This window comes from Streptomyces sp. NBC_01635 (assembly GCF_045209715.1).
GTDB classification, from domain to species: Bacteria; Actinomycetota; Actinomycetes; order Streptomycetales; family Streptomycetaceae; genus Streptomyces; species Streptomyces hirsutus.
On sequence record NZ_CP109277.1, the window covers coordinates 5,770,973 to 5,789,146 of the forward strand.

At 69.0% G+C, this 18,174-nt stretch carries 18 protein-coding genes; 16 read left to right on the top strand and 2 right to left on the bottom strand.

The annotated features are described in order from the left end of the window. Nucleotides 1-72: 72 nt before the first annotated feature. Nucleotides 73-576 carry an ATP-binding protein gene (locus OHB56_RS26945; protein ID WP_326754488.1) on the top strand — a complete coding sequence of 168 codons (504 nt, stop codon included), beginning with the start codon at nt 73-75 and terminating at the stop codon, nt 574-576. Between the two features lie 143 nt (nt 577-719). On the opposite strand, the gene OHB56_RS26950 is transcribed toward OHB56_RS26945, so the two are convergent. After that, nucleotides 720-2,447, bottom strand: a complete 1,728-nt coding sequence (locus OHB56_RS26950) for a chitinase (RefSeq protein ID WP_406356095.1) — start codon at nt 2,445-2,447, stop codon at nt 720-722. Between the two features lie 499 nt (nt 2,448-2,946). Here OHB56_RS26950 and OHB56_RS26955 point away from each other — a divergent pair, with 499 nt between their 5' ends. The 15 genes from OHB56_RS26955 (at nt 2,947) to OHB56_RS27025 (ending at nt 16,252) form a co-directional block, all read left to right on the top strand. After that, nucleotides 2,947-3,852: a hypothetical protein gene (locus OHB56_RS26955; protein WP_406359223.1), complete on the top strand. Its 906-nt coding sequence runs from the start codon at nt 2,947-2,949 to the stop codon at nt 3,850-3,852. Between the two features lie 69 nt (nt 3,853-3,921). After that, the gene (gene cpaB / locus OHB56_RS26960) at nt 3,922-4,629 is read left to right on the top strand and encodes a Flp pilus assembly protein CpaB (protein ID WP_055596550.1); all 708 of its coding nucleotides are present in this window, start codon (nt 3,922-3,924) and stop codon (nt 4,627-4,629) included. 9 nt (nt 4,630-4,638) lie between these two features. Further along, nucleotides 4,639-5,907, top strand: a complete 1,269-nt coding sequence (locus OHB56_RS26965; RefSeq protein WP_326754490.1) for an AAA family ATPase — start codon at nt 4,639-4,641, stop codon at nt 5,905-5,907. A 106-nt stretch (nt 5,908-6,013) separates the two neighbouring features. After that, nucleotides 6,014-6,346 (top strand): pilus assembly protein, encoded by a 333-nt coding sequence (locus tag OHB56_RS26970; protein WP_326757152.1) that lies wholly within the window; start codon nt 6,014-6,016, stop codon nt 6,344-6,346. 1 nt (nt 6,347) lies between these two features. Beyond that, entirely contained in the window at nt 6,348-6,797 is a 450-nt protein-coding gene (locus OHB56_RS26975; RefSeq protein WP_406356097.1) for a TadE/TadG family type IV pilus assembly protein, read from the top strand. Nucleotides 6,798-6,896: 99 nt separating this feature from the next. Beyond that, nucleotides 6,897-8,234: a CpaF family protein gene (locus OHB56_RS26980; protein WP_406356099.1), complete on the top strand. Its 1,338-nt coding sequence runs from the start codon at nt 6,897-6,899 to the stop codon at nt 8,232-8,234. A gap of 10 nt (nt 8,235-8,244) precedes the next feature. Then, nucleotides 8,245-9,189 (top strand): type II secretion system F family protein, encoded by a 945-nt coding sequence (locus tag OHB56_RS26985; RefSeq protein ID WP_350848728.1) that lies wholly within the window; start codon nt 8,245-8,247, stop codon nt 9,187-9,189. A 48-nt stretch (nt 9,190-9,237) separates the two neighbouring features. Further along, nucleotides 9,238-10,125 carry a DUF5936 domain-containing protein gene (locus OHB56_RS26990; protein ID WP_406356100.1) on the top strand — a complete coding sequence of 296 codons (888 nt, stop codon included), beginning with the start codon at nt 9,238-9,240 and terminating at the stop codon, nt 10,123-10,125. A gap of 23 nt (nt 10,126-10,148) precedes the next feature. Further along, nucleotides 10,149-11,750, top strand: coding sequence for a histidine kinase (locus tag OHB56_RS26995; protein WP_406356102.1), 1,602 nt, complete (start codon nt 10,149-10,151; stop codon nt 11,748-11,750). 43 nt (nt 11,751-11,793) lie between these two features. After that, entirely contained in the window at nt 11,794-12,705 is a 912-nt protein-coding gene (locus tag OHB56_RS27000) for a response regulator (protein ID WP_406356104.1), read from the top strand. A 160-nt stretch (nt 12,706-12,865) separates the two neighbouring features. After that, nucleotides 12,866-13,063, top strand: a complete 198-nt coding sequence (locus OHB56_RS27005; protein ID WP_388183505.1) for a Flp family type IVb pilin — start codon at nt 12,866-12,868, stop codon at nt 13,061-13,063. Further along, the gene (locus OHB56_RS27010; protein WP_406356105.1) at nt 13,060-13,662 is read left to right on the top strand and encodes a pilus assembly protein TadG-related protein; all 603 of its coding nucleotides are present in this window, start codon (nt 13,060-13,062) and stop codon (nt 13,660-13,662) included. The genes OHB56_RS27005 and OHB56_RS27010 overlap by 4 nt, the downstream gene beginning before the upstream one ends. Before the next feature lie 34 nt (nt 13,663-13,696). Continuing rightward, nucleotides 13,697-14,278 carry a hypothetical protein gene (locus OHB56_RS27015; RefSeq protein ID WP_406356107.1) on the top strand — a complete coding sequence of 194 codons (582 nt, stop codon included), beginning with the start codon at nt 13,697-13,699 and terminating at the stop codon, nt 14,276-14,278. Nucleotides 14,279-14,286: 8 nt separating this feature from the next. Beyond that, the gene (locus tag OHB56_RS27020; protein WP_406356109.1) at nt 14,287-14,934 is read left to right on the top strand and encodes an OmpA family protein; all 648 of its coding nucleotides are present in this window, start codon (nt 14,287-14,289) and stop codon (nt 14,932-14,934) included. A 604-nt stretch (nt 14,935-15,538) separates the two neighbouring features. Continuing rightward, nucleotides 15,539-16,252 carry a hypothetical protein gene (locus OHB56_RS27025; RefSeq protein ID WP_406356111.1) on the top strand — a complete coding sequence of 238 codons (714 nt, stop codon included), beginning with the start codon at nt 15,539-15,541 and terminating at the stop codon, nt 16,250-16,252. 255 nt (nt 16,253-16,507) lie between these two features. Here the strand turns inward: OHB56_RS27025 and OHB56_RS27030 are convergent, their stop codons facing one another. Further along, entirely contained in the window at nt 16,508-18,040 is a 1,533-nt protein-coding gene (locus tag OHB56_RS27030; protein WP_406356113.1) for a S1 RNA-binding domain-containing protein, read from the bottom strand. Nucleotides 18,041-18,174: the final 134 nt, after the last annotated feature.

Below are 18,174 nucleotides of genomic sequence, written 5' to 3' on the forward strand. Positions count from 1 at the left end.
CCGTCATCGACCACTGGCCGCCGACCACTGCCCATGGCAGGGCGCTGCCGTACCTCACCGAAGGAGCCACCGATGTCTCCGTCCCGCTGCCCCGTCGCGCCCACGCTCTCCGCCGATCCCGCGGCCCCCGTCCCCGAAACCCTGGCCTACAGCTTCACGCTGCCCGCACGGCTCACGAGCCCGGCGCTGGCGCGAGCGGCGTCGCGGGAGGTGCTGAGGGCACATGGACTGGCGGACCTGCTGGACCCCGCACTGCAAGCGGTGAGCGAACTGGTCGCAACAGCCTCTCAGTTCACGGAGTCGACGGACGTGTACCTCTCCCTGCGCTACCGTGCCTCCGCCCTTCGGGTGATCGCCTACGACAGCCACCCGCGCCACACCCACCCCAGGCTGGCCACTGCCTGCGACACGCGCCGCCGCGCGGCCCTGCGCTTCCTGGCCTGCGTCTGCCGCGCCTGTGACGGCACCTGGGGCTTCGGTGAGGTACGCGAACCGGGAGGCGGCACCCGCATGTGGGCAACGCTGCCCAGCGTGGGCGCGAGGGCATACGGCAGCCCACCCGCCGTGCCTCGCTGAAAAGCGTGAGCACTTGGCGGCCAACTGTCACGTGAGCGCTCAAGCGAGCGGTATTCGGACAGAGGCGGTCGAAGTGCTCACGCTTTGGGGAGGGCGTGCAGTGCTCGGTGCCCCTGAGGCGGGGCGATGGGGCGGGGCCTGGGTTACGGCAGGGCGTGGACGTGCGGGCCGACCGCGTTGGACCAGGCGTTGCCGGAGGTGGCGTCCCAGTTGGTGGACCAGGTCATGGCGCCGCGCAGGGACGGGTAGGTCTTCGACGGCTTGAAGGTGCCGCAGTTGGTGCCACGCGTCAGGCAGTTCAGCGCGTTGTTCACCACGGTCGGCGAGACGTAGCCGCTGCCCGCGCCGCGGGTGGAGGCCGGGAGGCCGAGGCCCACCTGGGACGGGTCGAGGCCGCCCTCCAACTGGATGCAGGCCAGCGCGGTCAGGAAGTCGACCGAGCCCTGGCTGTAGACCTTGCCGTCGCAGCCCAGCATCGAACCGCTGTTGTAGTACTGCATGTTGACGACCGTGAGGATGTCCTTCACGTTCAGCGCGGTCCGGAAGTAGGAGTTGGACGTGGACTGCATGTCGATGGTCTGCGGAGCCATCGTCAGGATCAGGTCCGGGCCCGCCTTCGCGGACAGCGACCGCAGCGCCTGCGTCATGTAGGTCGCGTTGAGGCCGTTCTCCAGGTCGATGTCGACGCCGTCGAAGCCGTACTCCTGCATCACGGCGTACACCGAGTTCGCGAAGTTCGTCGCGGAGGCGGAGTCGTTCACCGAGACAGTGCCCGTCTCGCCGCCCACCGAGATGATGACCTTCTTCCCGGCCGCCTGCTTCGCCCGTACGTCCGCCTTGAACTGGGCGACGGTGTAGCCGTTCAGGCCCGCCGAATCCAGGTTGAAGGTGACCGCGCCCGGCGTGCCCGTCGCGTCCGCGAAGGCGACCGCGATGATGTCGTACTGGGCCGGGACGTCCGAGATGCGCTGTACCGCCGCGCCGTTGTTGAAGTTCTGCCAGTAGCCGGTCACCGCGTGCCGGGGCAGTTCACCGCCGCCACCGCCGTTGCCCTCCGTCGTCCGGGCCGTCACCGCCGTCGACTTCGGTGATTCGCCCGCCGCGTTGGTCGCCGCCACCTGGAAGGAGTAGGAGGTGGAGGCGGCGAGGCCGGTCACCGTCGCGGACGTGCCCGTCACCGCCGTGACCTTCGTACCGTTGCGGTAGATGGAGTAACCCGTCGCTCCCGATACGGGGTTCCACCTCAACGACGCCGTCGACGACGTCGTACCCGAGACGCTGAGACCTCCCGGCGTGCCCGGAACGGTCGGATCCGGGTCACCGCCTCCGCCGCCGTCGGGGCCGAAGACCGACAGGTCGTCCGCGTAGTAGGGCTGCTGCCCGTACCAGCCGTGGGTGTAGACCGTGACGGACGTGGTCGCGGAGCCGGTGCGGAAGCTCGTCGTCAACTGCTTCCAGGTGCTGGAGTCCGGGGTCCAGGTGGAGACGTCCGTCGTACCGGTGCCGGTCACGCCCAGGTAGGCGTAGCCGCCCTGCACCCAGGTGCTCAGCGAGTACGTGGAGTCGGGCCGCACGGCGACGGTCTGCGTGCAGCGGGCGTTGTCCTGGCCGGCCGGGGTGGCCTTGAGCGCGGACGCGCCGCCGTGCACGGGGGACGAGACGGTCGTCCCGCTGTTCGCCGAACAGGTCCAGTTGCTCAGACCCGACTCGAAACCGGCGTTCCTGACGTTGTTCACGTCCGCCGCGGACGCCTGGCCCGCGCCCGCGAGGGGGAGGGTGAGAGCGAGGGCGGAGACGAGGGCACCTGCCCAGAAGCGGCCCTTGCCGCCGGCCGGGTTTCTGCCGGCGTCTCTTTTTCCGGTTTCGGTCATGGCTGATGCGCGGTCCACTGAAGCCTCCGGTGGGGGAAGGGGCGGGATACGGGGGTACAGAGGTATGGAGGGAGAGAGCGGGAGGGGAGAGAGCCGTGGGGATGGCGGACGTCGCCACTGAACCAACAAGGTGGTCCAGACCAATAGGGTTGTCAATGGGTCCAGACCAATTTCGGGAAGCCGGGTCGCTTTCGGTTGTCCGGCGTTCCGGGCCGTCGGTCACCTCCGTATCGGGGTTCCGGCGTCAAGGCGGTGCGCTGGATCTCCACCCTGCGAGGTGCGTCGAGACCGGCAAGATGCTCAACGTGCCCCGTTTTGGCGCAACTTGTGCAACGCCAGTTGCTTACGAGCTACACAAACGCTGTTCTCCAGCCATAAAGCCGTGGTTACAGTGCTCGCATAGTCACGCAGCGAAGTCATCAGGGTGCACCGGAGTGACTCCCGGTGGGCCGAGGGGCATGGGGAGAACGGGGAGCCGCGCGTGCCAACTGCCATTGCCGTGACCAGTGCCGACCTGGCGCTGCCACCGCAGGACGAACGGACCCTGCCCGCCGTGGTGCTGCGGGACATCGCCACCCTGCCGCTCGAACAGGCCCTGAGTGAACTCCAGGCGCTCATCGAGCAGCACGGGCACGTCATCGTGGTCTGCTCCCACGTGACACCCGTCGCCGTCCTGCGACGACTGCACACCCTGCGCTCCCTGCTGGAGACCGACCGGGTCGCCCTCTTCAGCCCCGATCTGCCCCCGCTCGGAGTCGCCGTACTGGCCCGTCAGTTGCGGCAGCTGGGCTCCTGCGACCTCAGCCCCGGCGTGCTCGCCTCGGCCGGCCGGCTGCTGGTCCACTACATCCACTCCGGTGCCGTGCTCGGCTCCGTCGCGCGCCTCGACCGGATCCCGGTGAACCTGAAGCAGCACGCCAAGTCCTGGATGCCCGGCAGCCAGTTCGCCGTCCTCGCCCACCCGCAGCCGCAACTCGTCCGGCTCGGCCCCGAAGCCGCCCTGGACGGACCGGAGTTCGGCACCTGGATGCTCGTCGCCAAGGGGCAGCTCCAGTCCGACTGGGTCACCGGCACCCTGGCGCCGTCCTGGAAGGTGCAGGGGCTGCGCGAGGCGCCGCTTCCCGCCGAGTCCCCGAGCTGGTGGGGGACCGGCAAGGTCATCGAGTTCTGCAGCTATCTGCCCGACCTCTCCGTCCTCTACCAGCTGGTCACGAGTGTGCGGCGCGGCATCTGTCACTGGTGCGGCATCGACGTCATCGGCGACCGATGCGTGTTCTGTTCGGCCACACCACCGTCCCTACCCGCCCACGACAACAGCAACAGAAGCAGCAACAGCAACAGCAACAGCAACAGCAACAGCAACAACAGCAGGAGCGCCAGTAGAGCCCTCGTCCGGCGCACCTGACCCGGACGGCCGCCCGACCGTCCCACTCGATCCGCTCGGCCCACATCCCCCAATGAGGTTGCCCGGTCTATGAACTCCCGTCAGCGCCGCGGCGTGATACTCCTGCTCCTGTCGATCCTGTGCGCCCTCGCCGCGTTCGCCGGCGTGCTCTCCGTCATCAACGACGTGGAGTCCAAGGTCGGCCCCGAGGTCACCGCATACCGGCTGAAAACCAATGTGGCGCCCTATACGCCGCTCAGTACGGGCCAGTTCGAGAAGATCGAGATGCCCGAGCGCTGGCTGTCGGAGAACGCGGTCACCGACCTCGGCGACATCCGGGGCAAGATCGCCGTCACCACCCTGCGCGAGGGCTCCCTGCTGCAGAGCGACATGATCGTGAACCAGCCCGCCCTGCAGCCGGGGCAGCAGGAGGTCGCCATCATGATCGACGCGGCCACCGGTGTCGCCGGAAAGATCACGCCGGGCTCGTCGGTCAACGTCTACGCCACCTTCGAAGGGGAACGCGAAGGCGCCCCCGCCCAGTCCAAGATCATCGTGACCAACGCCAAGGTCCTCGACGTCGGCCGGATCACCGCCCTCGAACCCGACGAGAACGACCGCGGCCGGCAGCCCACGGACGCCGTCCCCATCACCTTCGCGCTGTCCGCCATCGACGCTCAGCGCATCACCTACGCCGAGTCCTTCGCCCAGCGGGTCAGGCTCGCACTCGTCGCCCCCGGCGGCGACACCACGGTCCCCGAGCAGGACCGTACGTACGAACTCGCGAAGGACAAGTGAGAGGCCCGCATGCCCACGAGGATCCTCCCGGCAGTCGGTGACGCGGACGCCGTCCGGTCCATCACCACGCTGCTCAGCCAGCTCCCGGACGCAGAGCCGATGGCTCCGGTGGTCGACTCCACCCAGCTCGTCGACACCCTCGCGCGCCTGGCCGCCGAGTCGATCGACGAGCTGCCCGAGGTCGTGGTCGTGCACGAACGGATCGGCCCGGTCCCCGCGCTGGAACTGATCCGTGAAGTGGCCCTGCGCTTCCCCGCCGTCGGGGTCGTCCTCGTCACCTCCGACGTCAGTCCCGGCCTGTTCCAGGCCGCCATGGACTACGGAGCCCGAGGCCTGGTCGCCCTGCCGCTCAGCTACGAGGAACTCGCCAGCCGCGTCCACGCCGTCGCCCAGTGGTCGTCCGGCGTGCGCCGCCACCTCGGAGCCGGCGGCGACGTGTTCACCGGCGTCGGCGGCACGGTCGTCACCGTCAGCGGCGCCAAGGGCGGCGTGGGCGCCACCCTGACCGCCGTCCACCTCGCCCTCGCCGCCCAGGCGTCCGGCCGCAGTACCGCCCTGGTCGACCTGGACCTCCAGAGCGGGGACGTCGCCTCCTTCCTGGACGTCCAGTTCCGGCGGTCCGTCGTGGACCTCGCCACGATCACCGACATCTCCCCGCGCGTCCTGGCCGACGCCGTCTTCCGCCACGACACCGGCCTCACCCTGCTCCTCGCCCCCGCCGAGGGCGAACGCGGGGAGGACGTCACCGACCGGGCCGCCCGCCACATCATCGGCGCCCTGCGCTCCCGGTACGAGGTCGTGGTCGTCGACACCGGCGCCCAACTCGTCGGGGCCGGCGCGGCCGCCGTCGAGACCGCCGACACCGCGCTCCTGGTCACCACCCCGGACGTGGTCTCCGTCCGCGGCGCCAAACGGACGGTACGGATGTGGGACCGGCTCCAGATCCGCAAGGCGGAGGAGACCACGGTCGTCGTCAACCGCCACACCCGGGGCACGGAGATCCAGCCACCGCTCATCCAGAAGATCACCGGCACCGCGGTCGCGGCCACCGTGGTCCCCGCCAACTTCAAGGAACTCCAGCAGGTCGTGGACGCGGGCCGGGTCCACGACCTGGAGAACAAGAGCACGGTGAAGCAGGCCCTGTGGACCCTGGCCGGAGAACTCGGCCTGGTCAAGCCCACCGAGGGCGCCCACAAGTCCGGCCGGCTGCGGGGAGACCGACTGCGCGGCGACCGCGGAGCGGTGAGCATCCGACGACGCAAGGACGGAGGGGGATGAGGTGAAAGGGGAGGTGGCGCACACCCGCTCGGGCCGGGCCCTCGACCTCGACCTGGACCGGAGCCAGGACCGGGACCGGGGCCAGGTCACCATCGAGTTCCTCGGCATGATCCCGACGATCCTCGTGACGCTCGTGGTGCTGTGGCAACTCGTGCTGCTGGGATACACGTTCACCCTCGCGGGGAATGCTGCGGACGAAGCGGTACGGGCGGCCACCGCCGCGAACCCGGGCGCGCGCCAAGGCGCCTGTCAGGCGGCAGGACTGGACAAGCTGCCCGGCGCCTGGGAGGGAGCGGCGACGGTGAACTGCGGGACCGGGGGCGGCTTCGTCACCGCCGACGTGACGCTGCGCGTCCCTGTTCTTTTCCCCGGCACCGTCAACTTCCCCTTCGAGGTGAAGGGCCACGCGGGCGCGGTGGAGGAGGAGGTGGGGGACTGACATGGCGTACGACGACAGGCGGGTCGAACAAACCCAGACCGACTGTACGGGGGCCGACCGTACGGGGACCGACCGTACGCGGGGCGAGCGCACACGGGTCGAGCGCACATGGCACCGGGACCGCGGGCAGGTGGCGATCGAGTACCTCGGCTTCCTCCCGGTCCTGATCATCGTCGCCATGGCCGCCGTACAGCTGGGCCTGATCGCGTACACCGCCCAGCAGGCCGGCACCGCGGCCCGCGCGGGGGCCCGCAGCGCCTCGCTCGACGAGGCGGCCGGGCCGGCCTGCACCGTTGCGGTCAGCGGCTGGCTGGCCGGCCGTACCGACTGCGGAGAGTCCGGGGGCGGCGACGAGGTCACCGTCACGGCCACGATCACCATCCCGTCGATCGTGCCGGGCTGGGACTTCGGCCAGGCACGGAAGACCGCCACCATGCCCGTCGACCACTGACCACCCGACACTGACCACCCACCGCCCGCCGGAAACCGACCACAGCAGCAGGAACCACGAACCACGAACCACGAACCACGAACGAGGAGCACCGGACTCATGAGTCTGCGGGCACGTATCAACTCCCCCGAGGAGAAGGGCGACCGGGGCGAGGACGGCCATCTGGTCGCCTCCTACCGCGCCAAGCTCCTCGAGGAGATCGACCTCGCGGAGATGAGTTCGCTGGCCGCCGCCGAGCGCCGGGCGAGACTGGAGCGGGTGCTCGGGCACATCATCAGCCGTGAGGGCCCGGTCCTGTCGACCGTGGAGCGCTCGCAGCTGATCCGCAGGGTCGTCGACGAGGCACTCGGCCTCGGCATCCTGGAACCGCTCCTCGAGGACCCCTCCATCACGGAGATCATGGTCAACGGCCCCGACGCGATCTTCGTGGAGCGCGGCGGACGGGTCGAGCAGCTGCCGATGCGCTTCGCCTCCCACGACCAGCTGATGCAGACCATCGAGCGCATCGTCTCGACGGTCAACCGCCGCGTGGACGAGTCGAATCCGATGGTGGACGCGCGCCTGCCGTCCGGCGAACGCGTCAACGTCATCATCCCGCCGCTGTCCCTGACGGGTGCCACCCTCACCATCCGCCGCTTCCCGCGCTCCTTCACCCTCCACGAGCTGATCGGCCTCGGCTCGCTCGACGAGCACATGCTGTACCTGCTGGCGGGCCTGGTGCAGGCCCGCTTCAACGTGATCGTGTCGGGCGCGACCGGCACCGGGAAGACGACCCTCCTCAACGCCCTCTCCGGTCTGATCCCCGAGGGCGAGCGCATCATCACCATCGAGGACTCCGCCGAACTCCAGCTCCAGCAGCCGCACGTGATCCGCCTGGAGTCGCGCCCGCCGAACGTCGAGGGCAAGGGCCGCATCACCATCCGCGACCTGGTGCGCAACTCACTGCGCATGCGCCCCGACCGGATCGTCGTCGGCGAGGTCCGCGGCGGCGAGTCCCTGGACATGCTCCAGGCGATGTCCACGGGCCACGACGGCTCGCTCGCCACCGTCCACGCCAACAGCGCGGAGGACGCGTTGATGCGCCTCCAGACCCTCGCCTCCATGTCGGAGGTGGAGGTCCCCTTCGTCGCGCTGCACGACCAGATCAACAGCGCCGTCGACGTCCTCGTCCAGCTCACCCGCTTCGCCGACGGCGCCCGCCGCATCACCGAGATCGCCCTGCTGGAGAGCCACGGGGGCGAGCCGTACCGGCTGGCCACGGTCTCCCGGTTCAACGCGCAGCCGATGGCCTCCGACGGCCGTATCTACGGCGCGTACGAGCATCATCCGCTCCCGCGCCGGACCGCCGAACGCCTCTACATGGCGAGTCAGCCCGTTCCGCAGGCCTTCGGCATCGCCCGCTCCCTCGACCAGCTCACGACCCGGGAAGCCAGGTAGGACCGCCGCCATGGATCTGCAGAACCTGATCACGCTGACCACCGGCATCGCGCTGCTGACCTGCGTCCTCGCGGTGGTCGGCGTGCACCTGTACGCCGCGGGCAGGGCTCAGCGGCAGGCGCTGGTGGACCGGCTGGCGTACGCCGGCCAGGTCACGGTCAACGGGCGCCGACGGCACTTCCCCACCCTGGACCGCAGGCTGCGCCGTACGAGGTTCGGCAGGAAACTGGAACTGCGCCTGACGGCGACCGGCCTCGACATCACCCCGGGCGAGTTCTTCGCCTGCATGGTCGCCCTGGGCCTGGGCCTCCTCCTCACCGGTCAGGCCGTTCTGGCCCCGTTCTTCGGTCCGCTGGCCGGACTGCTCGGCATCTGGGCGGCGTTCCAGTTCCTCGACTGGCAACGCCAGAAACGCATCGAGAAGTTCATCAACCAACTCCCCGAACTCGCCCGCATCCTGGCCAACGCCACCCAGGCCGGCCTCGCCCTGCGGACGGCGATCGGCATGGCGGCCGAGGAACTGGAGGCACCGGCCGGCGAGGAACTGGCCAAGGTGGACAACCAGTTGGCCCTCGGAGCCTCGATGGACGACGCCCTGGGGGAGCTCGCGGAACGGCTCCCCTCCCGCGAGCTCGTCGTCCTCGTCACCACCCTGGTGCTGTCCAACCGGGCCGGCGGCCAGGTGGTCAGCGCCCTGCGGAACCTCACCGACACCCTGGAGGAACGCAAGGAGACCCGGCGCGAAGTCCGCACCCAGCTCTCCCAGGTGAGCATGACGTCGTACGCCGTCCCCGTCCTGGGGGTCGGCTCGTTGTTCCTGATGAACGGGGTGAAGGACGGCGCCCTGGAACGCATGACCGGTTCCCCGGTCGGCCAGGGCGCCGTGATCGTCGCCTTCGGCCTGTACGCGATCGGCTTCGTCCTGATCCGCCGCCTGTCCCGCATCGACGTCTGAGCAGCCTGACCGTGGAAGGCAGAGGAAGCAGAGGAGGGAGTGACTGACATGGGACTCCTGCTGGCGCTGGTCATGGCCGTCGCCGTATGGGGCGTCTTCGCCGGCGTGCGCATGTACCGCGCCGACGCGAAACTCCCCACCGACCTGGTCCTCGCCCTGGAGGTGGGCGCCACCCGCACCGGCGCGGTGGACTCGCTCGTCGACCGCATGGGCATGCGCTACGCCCCGGCCGTCCTGCGCCTCATGGGCCCCCAGCGGGTCGCCAAGTACCGCCGGAAAATCGACCTCGCGGGCAACCCCGGCGGCCTCACCATCGACCGCTACGCCGCCCGCCGCGCGGTCTACGGCTTCCTCGGCGGCCTCGGCTTCGTGGTCTTCCTCATGCGCGGGCAGTTCTTCGTCGCCCTGCTGCTGCTCGCCTTCGGCGCGTTCTGGACGGAGGTCGGCATCTGGTCGGCGATCCGCATCCGCCGGGACGTGATCGAACGGACCCTGCCGGACTTCCTGGACGTCCTCGCCGTCGTCGTCAGCGCCGGCCTCGGCTTCCGGCAGGCCCTGGACCGGGTCGCCACCAAGTACGAGGGCCCGTGGGCGGACGAACTGCGCATCACGCTCCGCCAGATGGACCTCGGCATGAGCCGCCGCCAGGCCTTCACGGAACTGCGCCGCCGCAACGACTCCGAGCAGGTCGCCATGTTCGTCACCGCGCTGCAGCAGGGCGAGGAACTCGGCGCCCCCATCGTGGAGACGCTGGTCGCCCTCGCGAAGGACATGCGCCGCACGGACGCGCAGAACGCCCGCCGCAAGGCGGCCCGCGCGGTCCCCAAGGCCACCATGATGATCACCACGTTCATGGTCCCGGCCACGATGATCCTCCTCGGCGCGGGCCTGATCCTGGGCTCCGGCACCGACTTCGGCTCGATCACGGGCGAGTAGGGGCAGGGACGGTGGACGGTGGGATGACGACGACCGGGGAACGCAGGCCCCGCTCAGGGCGTAAGGGCCGACGGAGGGGCAGAAGAGGGCTGTGGCGCCGCGTCCGGCCGACCCGGACCACCAAGCCCTCGGCGGGCATCCCGGTCCTCCCGGAATCCTCGGCCCTCCCGGAGCAGGTCGCCAGGGGCGTGCCGGTGTCACCGGTGACACCGGCTCCATCAGCACCCCCGGTGAACGACGGCCGCCCTGCCAGGGACCGGGGCACCTCTCCTCCACCCGCACCGGACGTCGACCTGCAGATCAACGCCCTCCAGGCCCTGTGCCGGCAGGTGTTCGGCTTCCGGCTGGCGATGATCGCACTCGCCGCCCCCGCCGCCCTCCTCAACGCGGGGCCGGGCTGGGGAGTGCGCCTGGTCGGCATCGCGGTCGTGGTCACCTTCATGGGGTCCTACGTCCTCGTACGGGACTGGGAACGCTTCGGGCCCCTCCTCCTGCGCCACCCCAGCCTGCTCGCCGTGGACACCCTCTTCGGCTCGCTCCTCCTGGTCTCCGCCGGCCCCGACAGCCTCCTCGCCTACGCCGGTGTCTGCACCCCGCTCCTCGCCGGTCTGGTCTACGGATGGCGGGGGGCGGCGGCGTTCGCCTCCCTCCAGGGCCTGATCCTGCTCCTGGTCCACGCGACCCTGGCGGACACGGATCCGCACCGGGGCCTCACGGAGACACTGTTCCTGCCGGGCCTCTGCGTCATCGCCGGCGCGGTCGGCTCCAGCCTCCGCAACCTCATGCTCCGCTTCGGCACGGCCACCCGGGCCCTGACCGCGGTCCAGGCCCGCCTGGCCGCCACGGAGGCGGTCGGCGAGGAACGCGCCCGCCTGGCCCGCGAGATGCACGACTCGGTGGCGAAGACCCTGTACGGCGTCGCCCTGGCCGCCGACGGCCTGGCCGGTTCGGCGAGCGCCGGGCACGTGGACGTGGCGCTGGTACGGCAACAGGCGGAACTGGTCGCCCGCTCGGCCCGCAGAGCCGCCGCCGAATCCCGCGAACTCCTGGCGGACCTGCGCGGCGAGCCGCCCCGGGGCGCGGCAGCGGGCACGGGAACAGGCAAGGGGGTGGGCACGGGAACGAACACGGGGCAGAACACGGGGAAGAACGTGGACCTACTGGCCGAACTGGCACTGTGCACACGCCACTTCAGCGCCCGCACCGGCCTCCCGGCGGCATTCGGCCGGACCGGCGACAGCGCGGACCAGTCGCACCGCCTTGCCGCGGTCCCCCTGCCGGTGGCCCGCCAGGTCCTCACCATTGTCGGAGAAGCCATGGAGAACGCCCATCGCCATGCCCGCCCGACCCGGGTCGCCGTCGGCGCGGGTGTTCACGGCGGCCTGCTCCGCATCATCGTCCACGACGACGGCCGCGGCCTCCCGCCCGGCACGAACCTCGAACAACTCAGCAGGAACGGCCACTTCGGCCTGGTCGGCATGGTCGAGCGCGCGGCGGCGATCGGCGCCCGCATCCGCGTCGGCCGAGGCACCCACCCACGCGGCACCGAGGTCCGCCTGGAACTCCCCTTGGCGCCCCCAAGCCCCCGCACCGGCACGTTCACGACAGCGGAAGCGGCCCGATGACCCCGCACCCCGTACCCCGTACACCTCGAGAGGAGGCACCCCGATGACGCGGATGACGCCGAACCAGGCGCCCCCGGCCACCGCGACCCTGCGGGTCCTCGTCGCCGACGACAACCCCGTGGTCCGCGCGGGCCTGACGGCCCTGCTCTCCGGCCGAGGGGGAATAAGGGTCGTGGCGGAGGCGGCAGACGGCAGGGAGGCCTGCATGGCGGCCCGCGACCACCACCCCGACGTCATCCTCCTCGACGTCCGGATGCCGGGCATGGACGGCATCTCGGCCCTCCCGTACCTGGTGCGGATCGCCCCGGTGGTGATGCTGACGTACAGCGGGGAGTCGGAGATCGTCGAGGAGGCCCTGCGCAGGGGAGCGGGCGGATACCTGGTCCACGGCGATTTCACGGCGGACCAGTTGGTGTCGGCCGTACGGGACGTCAGCCGCGGCCGCCCCCACTTCACCCCCACGGCGGCGGAAGCACTGCTGACCCAGCTCCGCAAGACGCCCTCGGGCCCGCCCCTGCCGGAAGGCCTGGGAGGCCGAACGGATGCGACTGCATACGAAGTTTCCATGGCGAAGCCGCCGTATATGAACCTCCAACAAGCAGCATCATCAGGGAAATTAGAGGCACGGCACTCCGCACTCCCACCTATTTCTTCACAAAACCTTTCGCAACTGCAACCGGATGTGGGACAGTCGTCGTCAGGATGGACGAGCGGTCGTCCGGCAGCCGCTCTCGACAGGTCGAGGTTCCCACTGAGCAGCAGGGAGGCGGAGATCATGAACCACATCGCGTCCGGCATGAACAACCGGCAGATCGCCGCCACTTGTTTCATCAGCGAGAAGACGGTCAAGAACCACATCAACCGCATCTTCGCCAAGCTCCACAGCACCAGCCGTTCCGAAGCCGCCGCGAAGTGGCTCGGCACGGCCCCGGACTCCGCACGAGAACTGGGGTGACCTGCGGTGACGACAAGGGGGACGAAGCGGCGGCCCGGCAACTGGGCCCGGGATTGGGCCCTGGGGCCCTCTGGCGGACCGGGAAATTCGCCGTACGTTGCTGATATCGAATGCGGCACCCTGAAGGAAGCCGCAACCGCGTCAGCCGGAGGGGAACACCATGAGCAACTGGATCAACACCACGGTCACCTACCTCCACTCCCGCACGGCCCGCAACGACAGGGGCCAGACGGCGGTGGAGTACCTGGGCATCATCGCGGTGGTGGTGGCGATCGTGCTGGCGATCACGGGGACGAGCATCGGGCAGACGATCTTCAATGCCATCACGGACAAGATCACCGAGGTCACTGGCGGTTGAGGCGGTTCCGCAGGTACGGCGACGCAGGGCAGGCTTTTCCCATCTACCTAACGGTGGTGGGGGGCCTGCTCTTTCTCGCGTTCGCGTACTTGGCGGTCGGGCAGGCCGCGGCCAACAGGAACGGCGCTCAGACGGCCGCGGACGCGGCCGCGCTGGCTGCGGCTCAGGACAGGCGTGACCAACTAGCGGGTGCATGGGTCGAGGACCTTCTGGATCCGACCAAGTGGCCGGCGATCTTTGGCGGCAGTGCCGAAGGGCTCGACGAGTCGTGCCCGCGCGCACAGCAACTCGCGGCGCAGAACGACGCGGCTGTCCTGGGATGCGGGCTGGACGGGCTGCTGGGCTACACGGTCGAGGTCGAGACGACCGACACCGTGGGGGACTCCATCGTGCCCGGTACCGAGGACATGAAGTCGCAGGAAAAAGCCACTGCGGTGATCGATCCTCGCTGCACCTTCGATCCCCTGGCGGAGGACGCTCCCGAGGACACACTGCCGCTGCTCACCTGCAAGGGCGAAAAGTGGGATCTGGATCCGAAAGATCCGGTGGAACTTCTTCCGCAGCCCGAGGACCTTTTCGATGTCCACCTGGCCGACTGACCGACGAACCACGAGCGACTAAGGAAGCAGAGGCATGAGCATTCGGTTCACAACGAAGGCCCAGAGGGGGGTGGTCGCGCTGACCGTTGTGGTCGGACTGGCCCTCGGGGTGGCTGGCTGCGGTGGAGGTGGAGACGACGGCAAGAGCCCGGAGAAGTCGGCATCTGCTTCCAAAGGCGACGGGTCCGCCCCGAGTGCTCAGGAGGGGCCGACGGACCAGGTCCAGATCGAATTGAAGGGACCTGGTGGCCTATTGCTTCAAGTCACTTCTGCCGAGCGGGATGCAGGGGGCTTCGTCACTGTCAATGGCACTTTGAAGAATGAGAGTGACAAGACGCTCACCCTGCCTGCGCAACTAAGCGGTAATGAGACCGAGGTAATCAGGAACGGCCAGTCCCTCGGTGGAGCGACACTGGTCGACTCCAAGAGCAAGAAGCGCTACTACGTTCTGCGTGACACAGAAGGTCGTCCTCTCACCACAACGGGAATCAGCCGTGTCAAGTCCGGCGAGACCGTACCGGTCTTCATGCAGTTCCCGTCGCCTCCGAACGAGACGACCGAAGTGACCTTCCAGTTGCCGATGTTCGCCTCCGGCAACATCACGATTGCTGGATGAGGTTGGCGATGACCCGCTCACGCACCCGACTGGAGGCCCCACGCCTCGCAGCCGTAGCAGCCACCGTCACCGTCCTGCTGGTCACCAGCCTCTACGGCGCCACCGGCGCTACCGCCGCCGACAACCCCAGCGTCCCCCCCGGCACCGAAGCCACCGCCTCCGCCCCGGTCGAACTCGACCCCAACGACCCGGATCTGAAGCTCCCCGACGGCGCCACCCTCGCCGAACCGAAGGTCCTGGACATCAAGCAGGTCGTCGAGGAGCAGAGCGGTGACGAGCGCCGCGAGGACACCAACGCGGAGGTGACGTTCGCGCTGCAGGCCGAGGTGCTGTTCGGCAAGGACAGCGCGAAGCTCGGCGCCCAGGCGAAGGCCCGCATCGGCACGATCGCCGAGGAGATCAAGAAGCAGAACGCGACGAGGATCCGCGTCTTCGGCTTCACGGACGACCTGGGCTCCTCGGCCCACGGCGACGTCCTGTCCCGCAAACGCGCGAACGCCGTGCACACCATCCTGGGCCAGGAGCTCAACGACCCCAACGTCACCTACGAAGTACGTGGATACGGCGAGCAGTACCCGATCGCCGACAACTCCACGGAGGCCGGCCGCAAGAAGAACCGCAGGGTCGAGATCACCTTCCCCCGCACAGCGAGCTGACGACCTGGGCCCCAGCCGTCGCCTGCACTTCAGGGTCTCAAAACTCGCTGCGTAATCTCAGCGAGAACTGCACGACGGCGGCACTTATGCCGCTCTCGGATCTGTCCTGGTCGGCGACGACCAGGCGGCATGTCGGGTTCGAGTCGTGGCTGGAGTGTGATCACACGATCTTGATGGATTTCGATCCGCAGGTCGTGGGGTTCGCCTCGCAGCCGTTCTGGCTGTTCTGGCGTGATGAGGCGTCGGGCCGGGGCGGTCGCACGCGTCGGACTTCTTCGCGCGGGCAGCGGAGGGGACCGTCGACTCGATGTTCTGAGCGAGGACCCGTTCGGTGATCCCCATTGTCCTTCCGAAACCAGGATCGAACTGGTCACCTATCCCGAAGCCGTCGTTCTCAACGGCCTGTTCGCCTCACCACACTGGCGCCCCCCAACTGCCCGCCGGAGCAGCGCGGCGTCTCGCCCTCGCTCCCGGTCGTCTGCCCTTGCCGACGATCAAGTAGTGCCCCGAGGGCCGGCTGATGGGCTTTCGGGCGGAGCTTCCCTCTGGCCGCGAGCGGAAAACCGTTCGACGGGCCGGGCCGGAGTCGTCATGATCCGCACTCGTGACGACTCCGAAGCAACTCCTGGTCCGGGCCGCTGCCCACAACAACGCCGAGTGGTGCGCAGCGATGAGCCGAGCGCACGGCTTGGCAGGCGAGTTCGGGGCGCAGGCGTGGACCGCTCCGTCTCGCGTGCCGCTCTACTACCCCGACGCGGTGACGCTGATGCCGGGCGTCGACCGGACCGCGCTGGCGGCCCGGATCGACACCACCGCACCCGGTGCCTCCATCAAGGACAGCTTCGCTGACCTCGACCTGACGGAGGTGGGCTTCCAGGTGCTGTTCGAAGCGCAGTGGATTCACCGCCCGGCGAGCACACCCGCCCCCGCGTCGGACCTCGGCTGGGATGTGGCGGGCGACCCGGACACGCTGCGGGCCTGGGCGCTAGCCTGGGACGACGGGAACGGCAACGCGGACCTCTTCCGGCCCGAACTGCTCGACGACCCCGCCACCTGGGTGCTCGCCGGACAGTCGGCCGACGGCCGGGTGATCGCCGGCGCGGTGGCCAGCCTCAGCGACCACATGGTCGGAATCTCCAATGTCTTCGCACTGGACGGCGGTCCTGACGCGGCCTGGCCGGTGGTGCTGGACGCAGTGAACTGGCTGTTCCCCACCCTGCCGGTGGTCGGCTACGAACAGGGCGACGACCTGGCGGCAGCCGTCCGCCATGGCTTCGAGCCGGTAGGTCCGCTGCGGATCTGGCTGCACGGCCAGTAACCCGACCGCTTCAGGGCCGCACGCCCCCATCGCGACCATCATCCCCATGAAAAGGCGTGACCGTCGGCACGGCTTCACCGACCCGGAAAATTCCGCTTTCGGCGAGAACTCCGGGTGCAGACATCTCACCGCCCCTGGCACAACCCAGCTCAGAACGCATCAGCGTCGTCATGATCGACGAGGCGTGTGCCGGACATCGTCACCACGTCCTCTGAAGCATCCCGACAAGCACGGCAGAAATCCCACTTCTGTCTGTCATACGTCGGGTTTGTCCTGGTCGGCGGAGATCGCTTGCCGGTGTGAGAGCGTGATGCGGCGCCGGACCGGGTCGATGTCCAAGATCTTGACCAGTAGAGCGTCACCGACGTGGAGGGCGGGATGCGAACTGTCCGAGGGCCCGTCCGTCAGTTCGGAGGTGTGGACCAACCCCTCGAAACCGTTCTCCACCTCTTCAATGCGTACGAACGCGCCGAACGGCACGAGCTTGGTGACGCGGCCGACGATGGTCTGGCCGATCCGCCCGGCCAGCAGTGGCATCGGATCTTCGGTCAGGGCCTTGAGTGACAGTGAGACGCGTTCGCGGATGGGATCGACGTCGAGAATTTCGGCGCTGATCTCCTGACCGACGGCAACGACGTCGGAGGGGTGGTTGATGGGACGCCATGACAGCTCGGGGATATTGATCATCGCCTCGAAGTCGCCGATGTCCACAAAAGTGACCCAGAAATCGGCGATCCGGGTCACCCGGCCGGTGACGATCTCACCTCGGTGAAGAGTCTTGAGGAAGGCCCATTTCCGGGTGCTCGGGGTGGGGTCGATCTCCCAGCGAGCCCGTACCACTCCGTTACTGTCGGGCAGGACGGCGGCGAGCAGTGGGACGCGTTCGTCGGCGTACATGGACAGGATCATTGCGGCGGAAGCGCCGGAGAGGCGGGCGGTCAGCTCCGGGAACTCGTCCTCGTCGGCGCTGGCGCTGTGCATCCGCCCATCCCTGTCCTGCCAGACACACTCGACGTGGCCCTCGGCGGGGAGCGTGGCGAGGACCGCGTTGATGTCGGAGGACAGGTCCGGCCATATGGCCATCCGGGCTCGGGGAGCGAGCCCGGCGCGGACCGTGTCGATGTTGTCGGGGGTGAGGCGGTGCCATCGCTCGGAGTTGTAGGCGTACTGCTCTTCCAGGACTCTGGCGTTGCTCCCATGCATCGACCAGCGCAGATGGGCCCAGAATTCGTCGTCGGCCGGCCGCTGGGGGCCTTCGTCCTCGGCTTCGAAGGCGTACGGAGAGGCGTCGGTCCGCTCCGGGAACAACCCGAGCGCGCGGGTCCGGGCCACCGCGGTTTCGCAGGGCCGACTGCTGCCGATGTACATGTACTGGTCCCAGCCCACGTGCACGGCGAAGGCGTCCTCCACCTCCAGCCGACACCAGGCGCCACCGTCGCGCAGCATGACCCGTACAAGATCCATCGCGGTACCGACCGACACCTCCGCACCGTCGTGGAAACCATCCGGCCCAGTCGGGAAGAGACCGTCCAGCCCGAAGCCGTCCATCGGCGGCTCCAGCCCGAAGCTCACGAATGGCACCGGGAGGTGCGGCTCGCGCACGGCCAGGTGCTCGATGCCGGTGTCTGAGGCGAACGCCTCGATCGCTTGAAGGTAGGCACCCTCGACCTGGCCGTGGTCGCTGACCGTTTCCTCGGCACCGGTGTAGTGGCCGTGTTCATCACGGTCGGCGGGGTCGTACTTGGTAACGCGATAGACGTAGGGCAGCACGCCCCCATCTTCCAGCATGGTTCGGACGCGGCCCTGCGCAATGCCACTACGTGCCAAGGGACCAAGCACTCAGTCCGCGAATTCCGAGTTGATGTTGTTCCACATGAAGTCGCTCCTCCAGTCCCTGGGACCATTGGCTGGTGACCACATGG

Excerpts from the sequence above, each read along its gene's own strand:
- OHB56_RS26995 (WP_406356102.1), top strand. The coding sequence starts at position 10,149 with ATGACGACGACCGGGGAACGCAGGCCCCGCTCAGGGCGTAAGGGCCGA.
- OHB56_RS26990 (WP_406356100.1), top strand. The coding sequence starts at position 9,238 with ATGGGACTCCTGCTGGCGCTGGTCATGGCCGTCGCCGTATGGGGCGTC.
- OHB56_RS26950 (WP_406356095.1), bottom strand. The coding sequence starts at position 2,447 with ATGACCGAAACCGGAAAAAGAGACGCCGGCAGAAACCCGGCCGGCGGC.
- OHB56_RS27000 (WP_406356104.1), top strand. The coding sequence starts at position 11,794 with ATGACGCGGATGACGCCGAACCAGGCGCCCCCGGCCACCGCGACCCTG.
- OHB56_RS26965 (WP_326754490.1), top strand. The coding sequence starts at position 4,639 with ATGCCCACGAGGATCCTCCCGGCAGTCGGTGACGCGGACGCCGTCCGG.
- cpaB (WP_055596550.1), top strand. The coding sequence starts at position 3,922 with ATGAACTCCCGTCAGCGCCGCGGCGTGATACTCCTGCTCCTGTCGATC.
- OHB56_RS26985 (WP_350848728.1), top strand. The coding sequence starts at position 8,245 with ATGGATCTGCAGAACCTGATCACGCTGACCACCGGCATCGCGCTGCTG.
- OHB56_RS26980 (WP_406356099.1), top strand. The coding sequence starts at position 6,897 with ATGAGTCTGCGGGCACGTATCAACTCCCCCGAGGAGAAGGGCGACCGG.
- OHB56_RS27020 (WP_406356109.1), top strand. The coding sequence starts at position 14,287 with ATGACCCGCTCACGCACCCGACTGGAGGCCCCACGCCTCGCAGCCGTA.
- OHB56_RS26970 (WP_326757152.1), top strand. The coding sequence starts at position 6,014 with ATGATCCCGACGATCCTCGTGACGCTCGTGGTGCTGTGGCAACTCGTG.
- OHB56_RS27015 (WP_406356107.1), top strand. The coding sequence starts at position 13,697 with ATGAGCATTCGGTTCACAACGAAGGCCCAGAGGGGGGTGGTCGCGCTG.
- OHB56_RS27005 (WP_388183505.1), top strand. The coding sequence starts at position 12,866 with ATGAGCAACTGGATCAACACCACGGTCACCTACCTCCACTCCCGCACG.
- OHB56_RS26945 (WP_326754488.1), top strand. The coding sequence starts at position 73 with ATGTCTCCGTCCCGCTGCCCCGTCGCGCCCACGCTCTCCGCCGATCCC.
- OHB56_RS27030 (WP_406356113.1), bottom strand. The coding sequence starts at position 18,040 with ATGCTGGAAGATGGGGGCGTGCTGCCCTACGTCTATCGCGTTACCAAG.
- OHB56_RS26975 (WP_406356097.1), top strand. The coding sequence starts at position 6,348 with ATGGCGTACGACGACAGGCGGGTCGAACAAACCCAGACCGACTGTACG.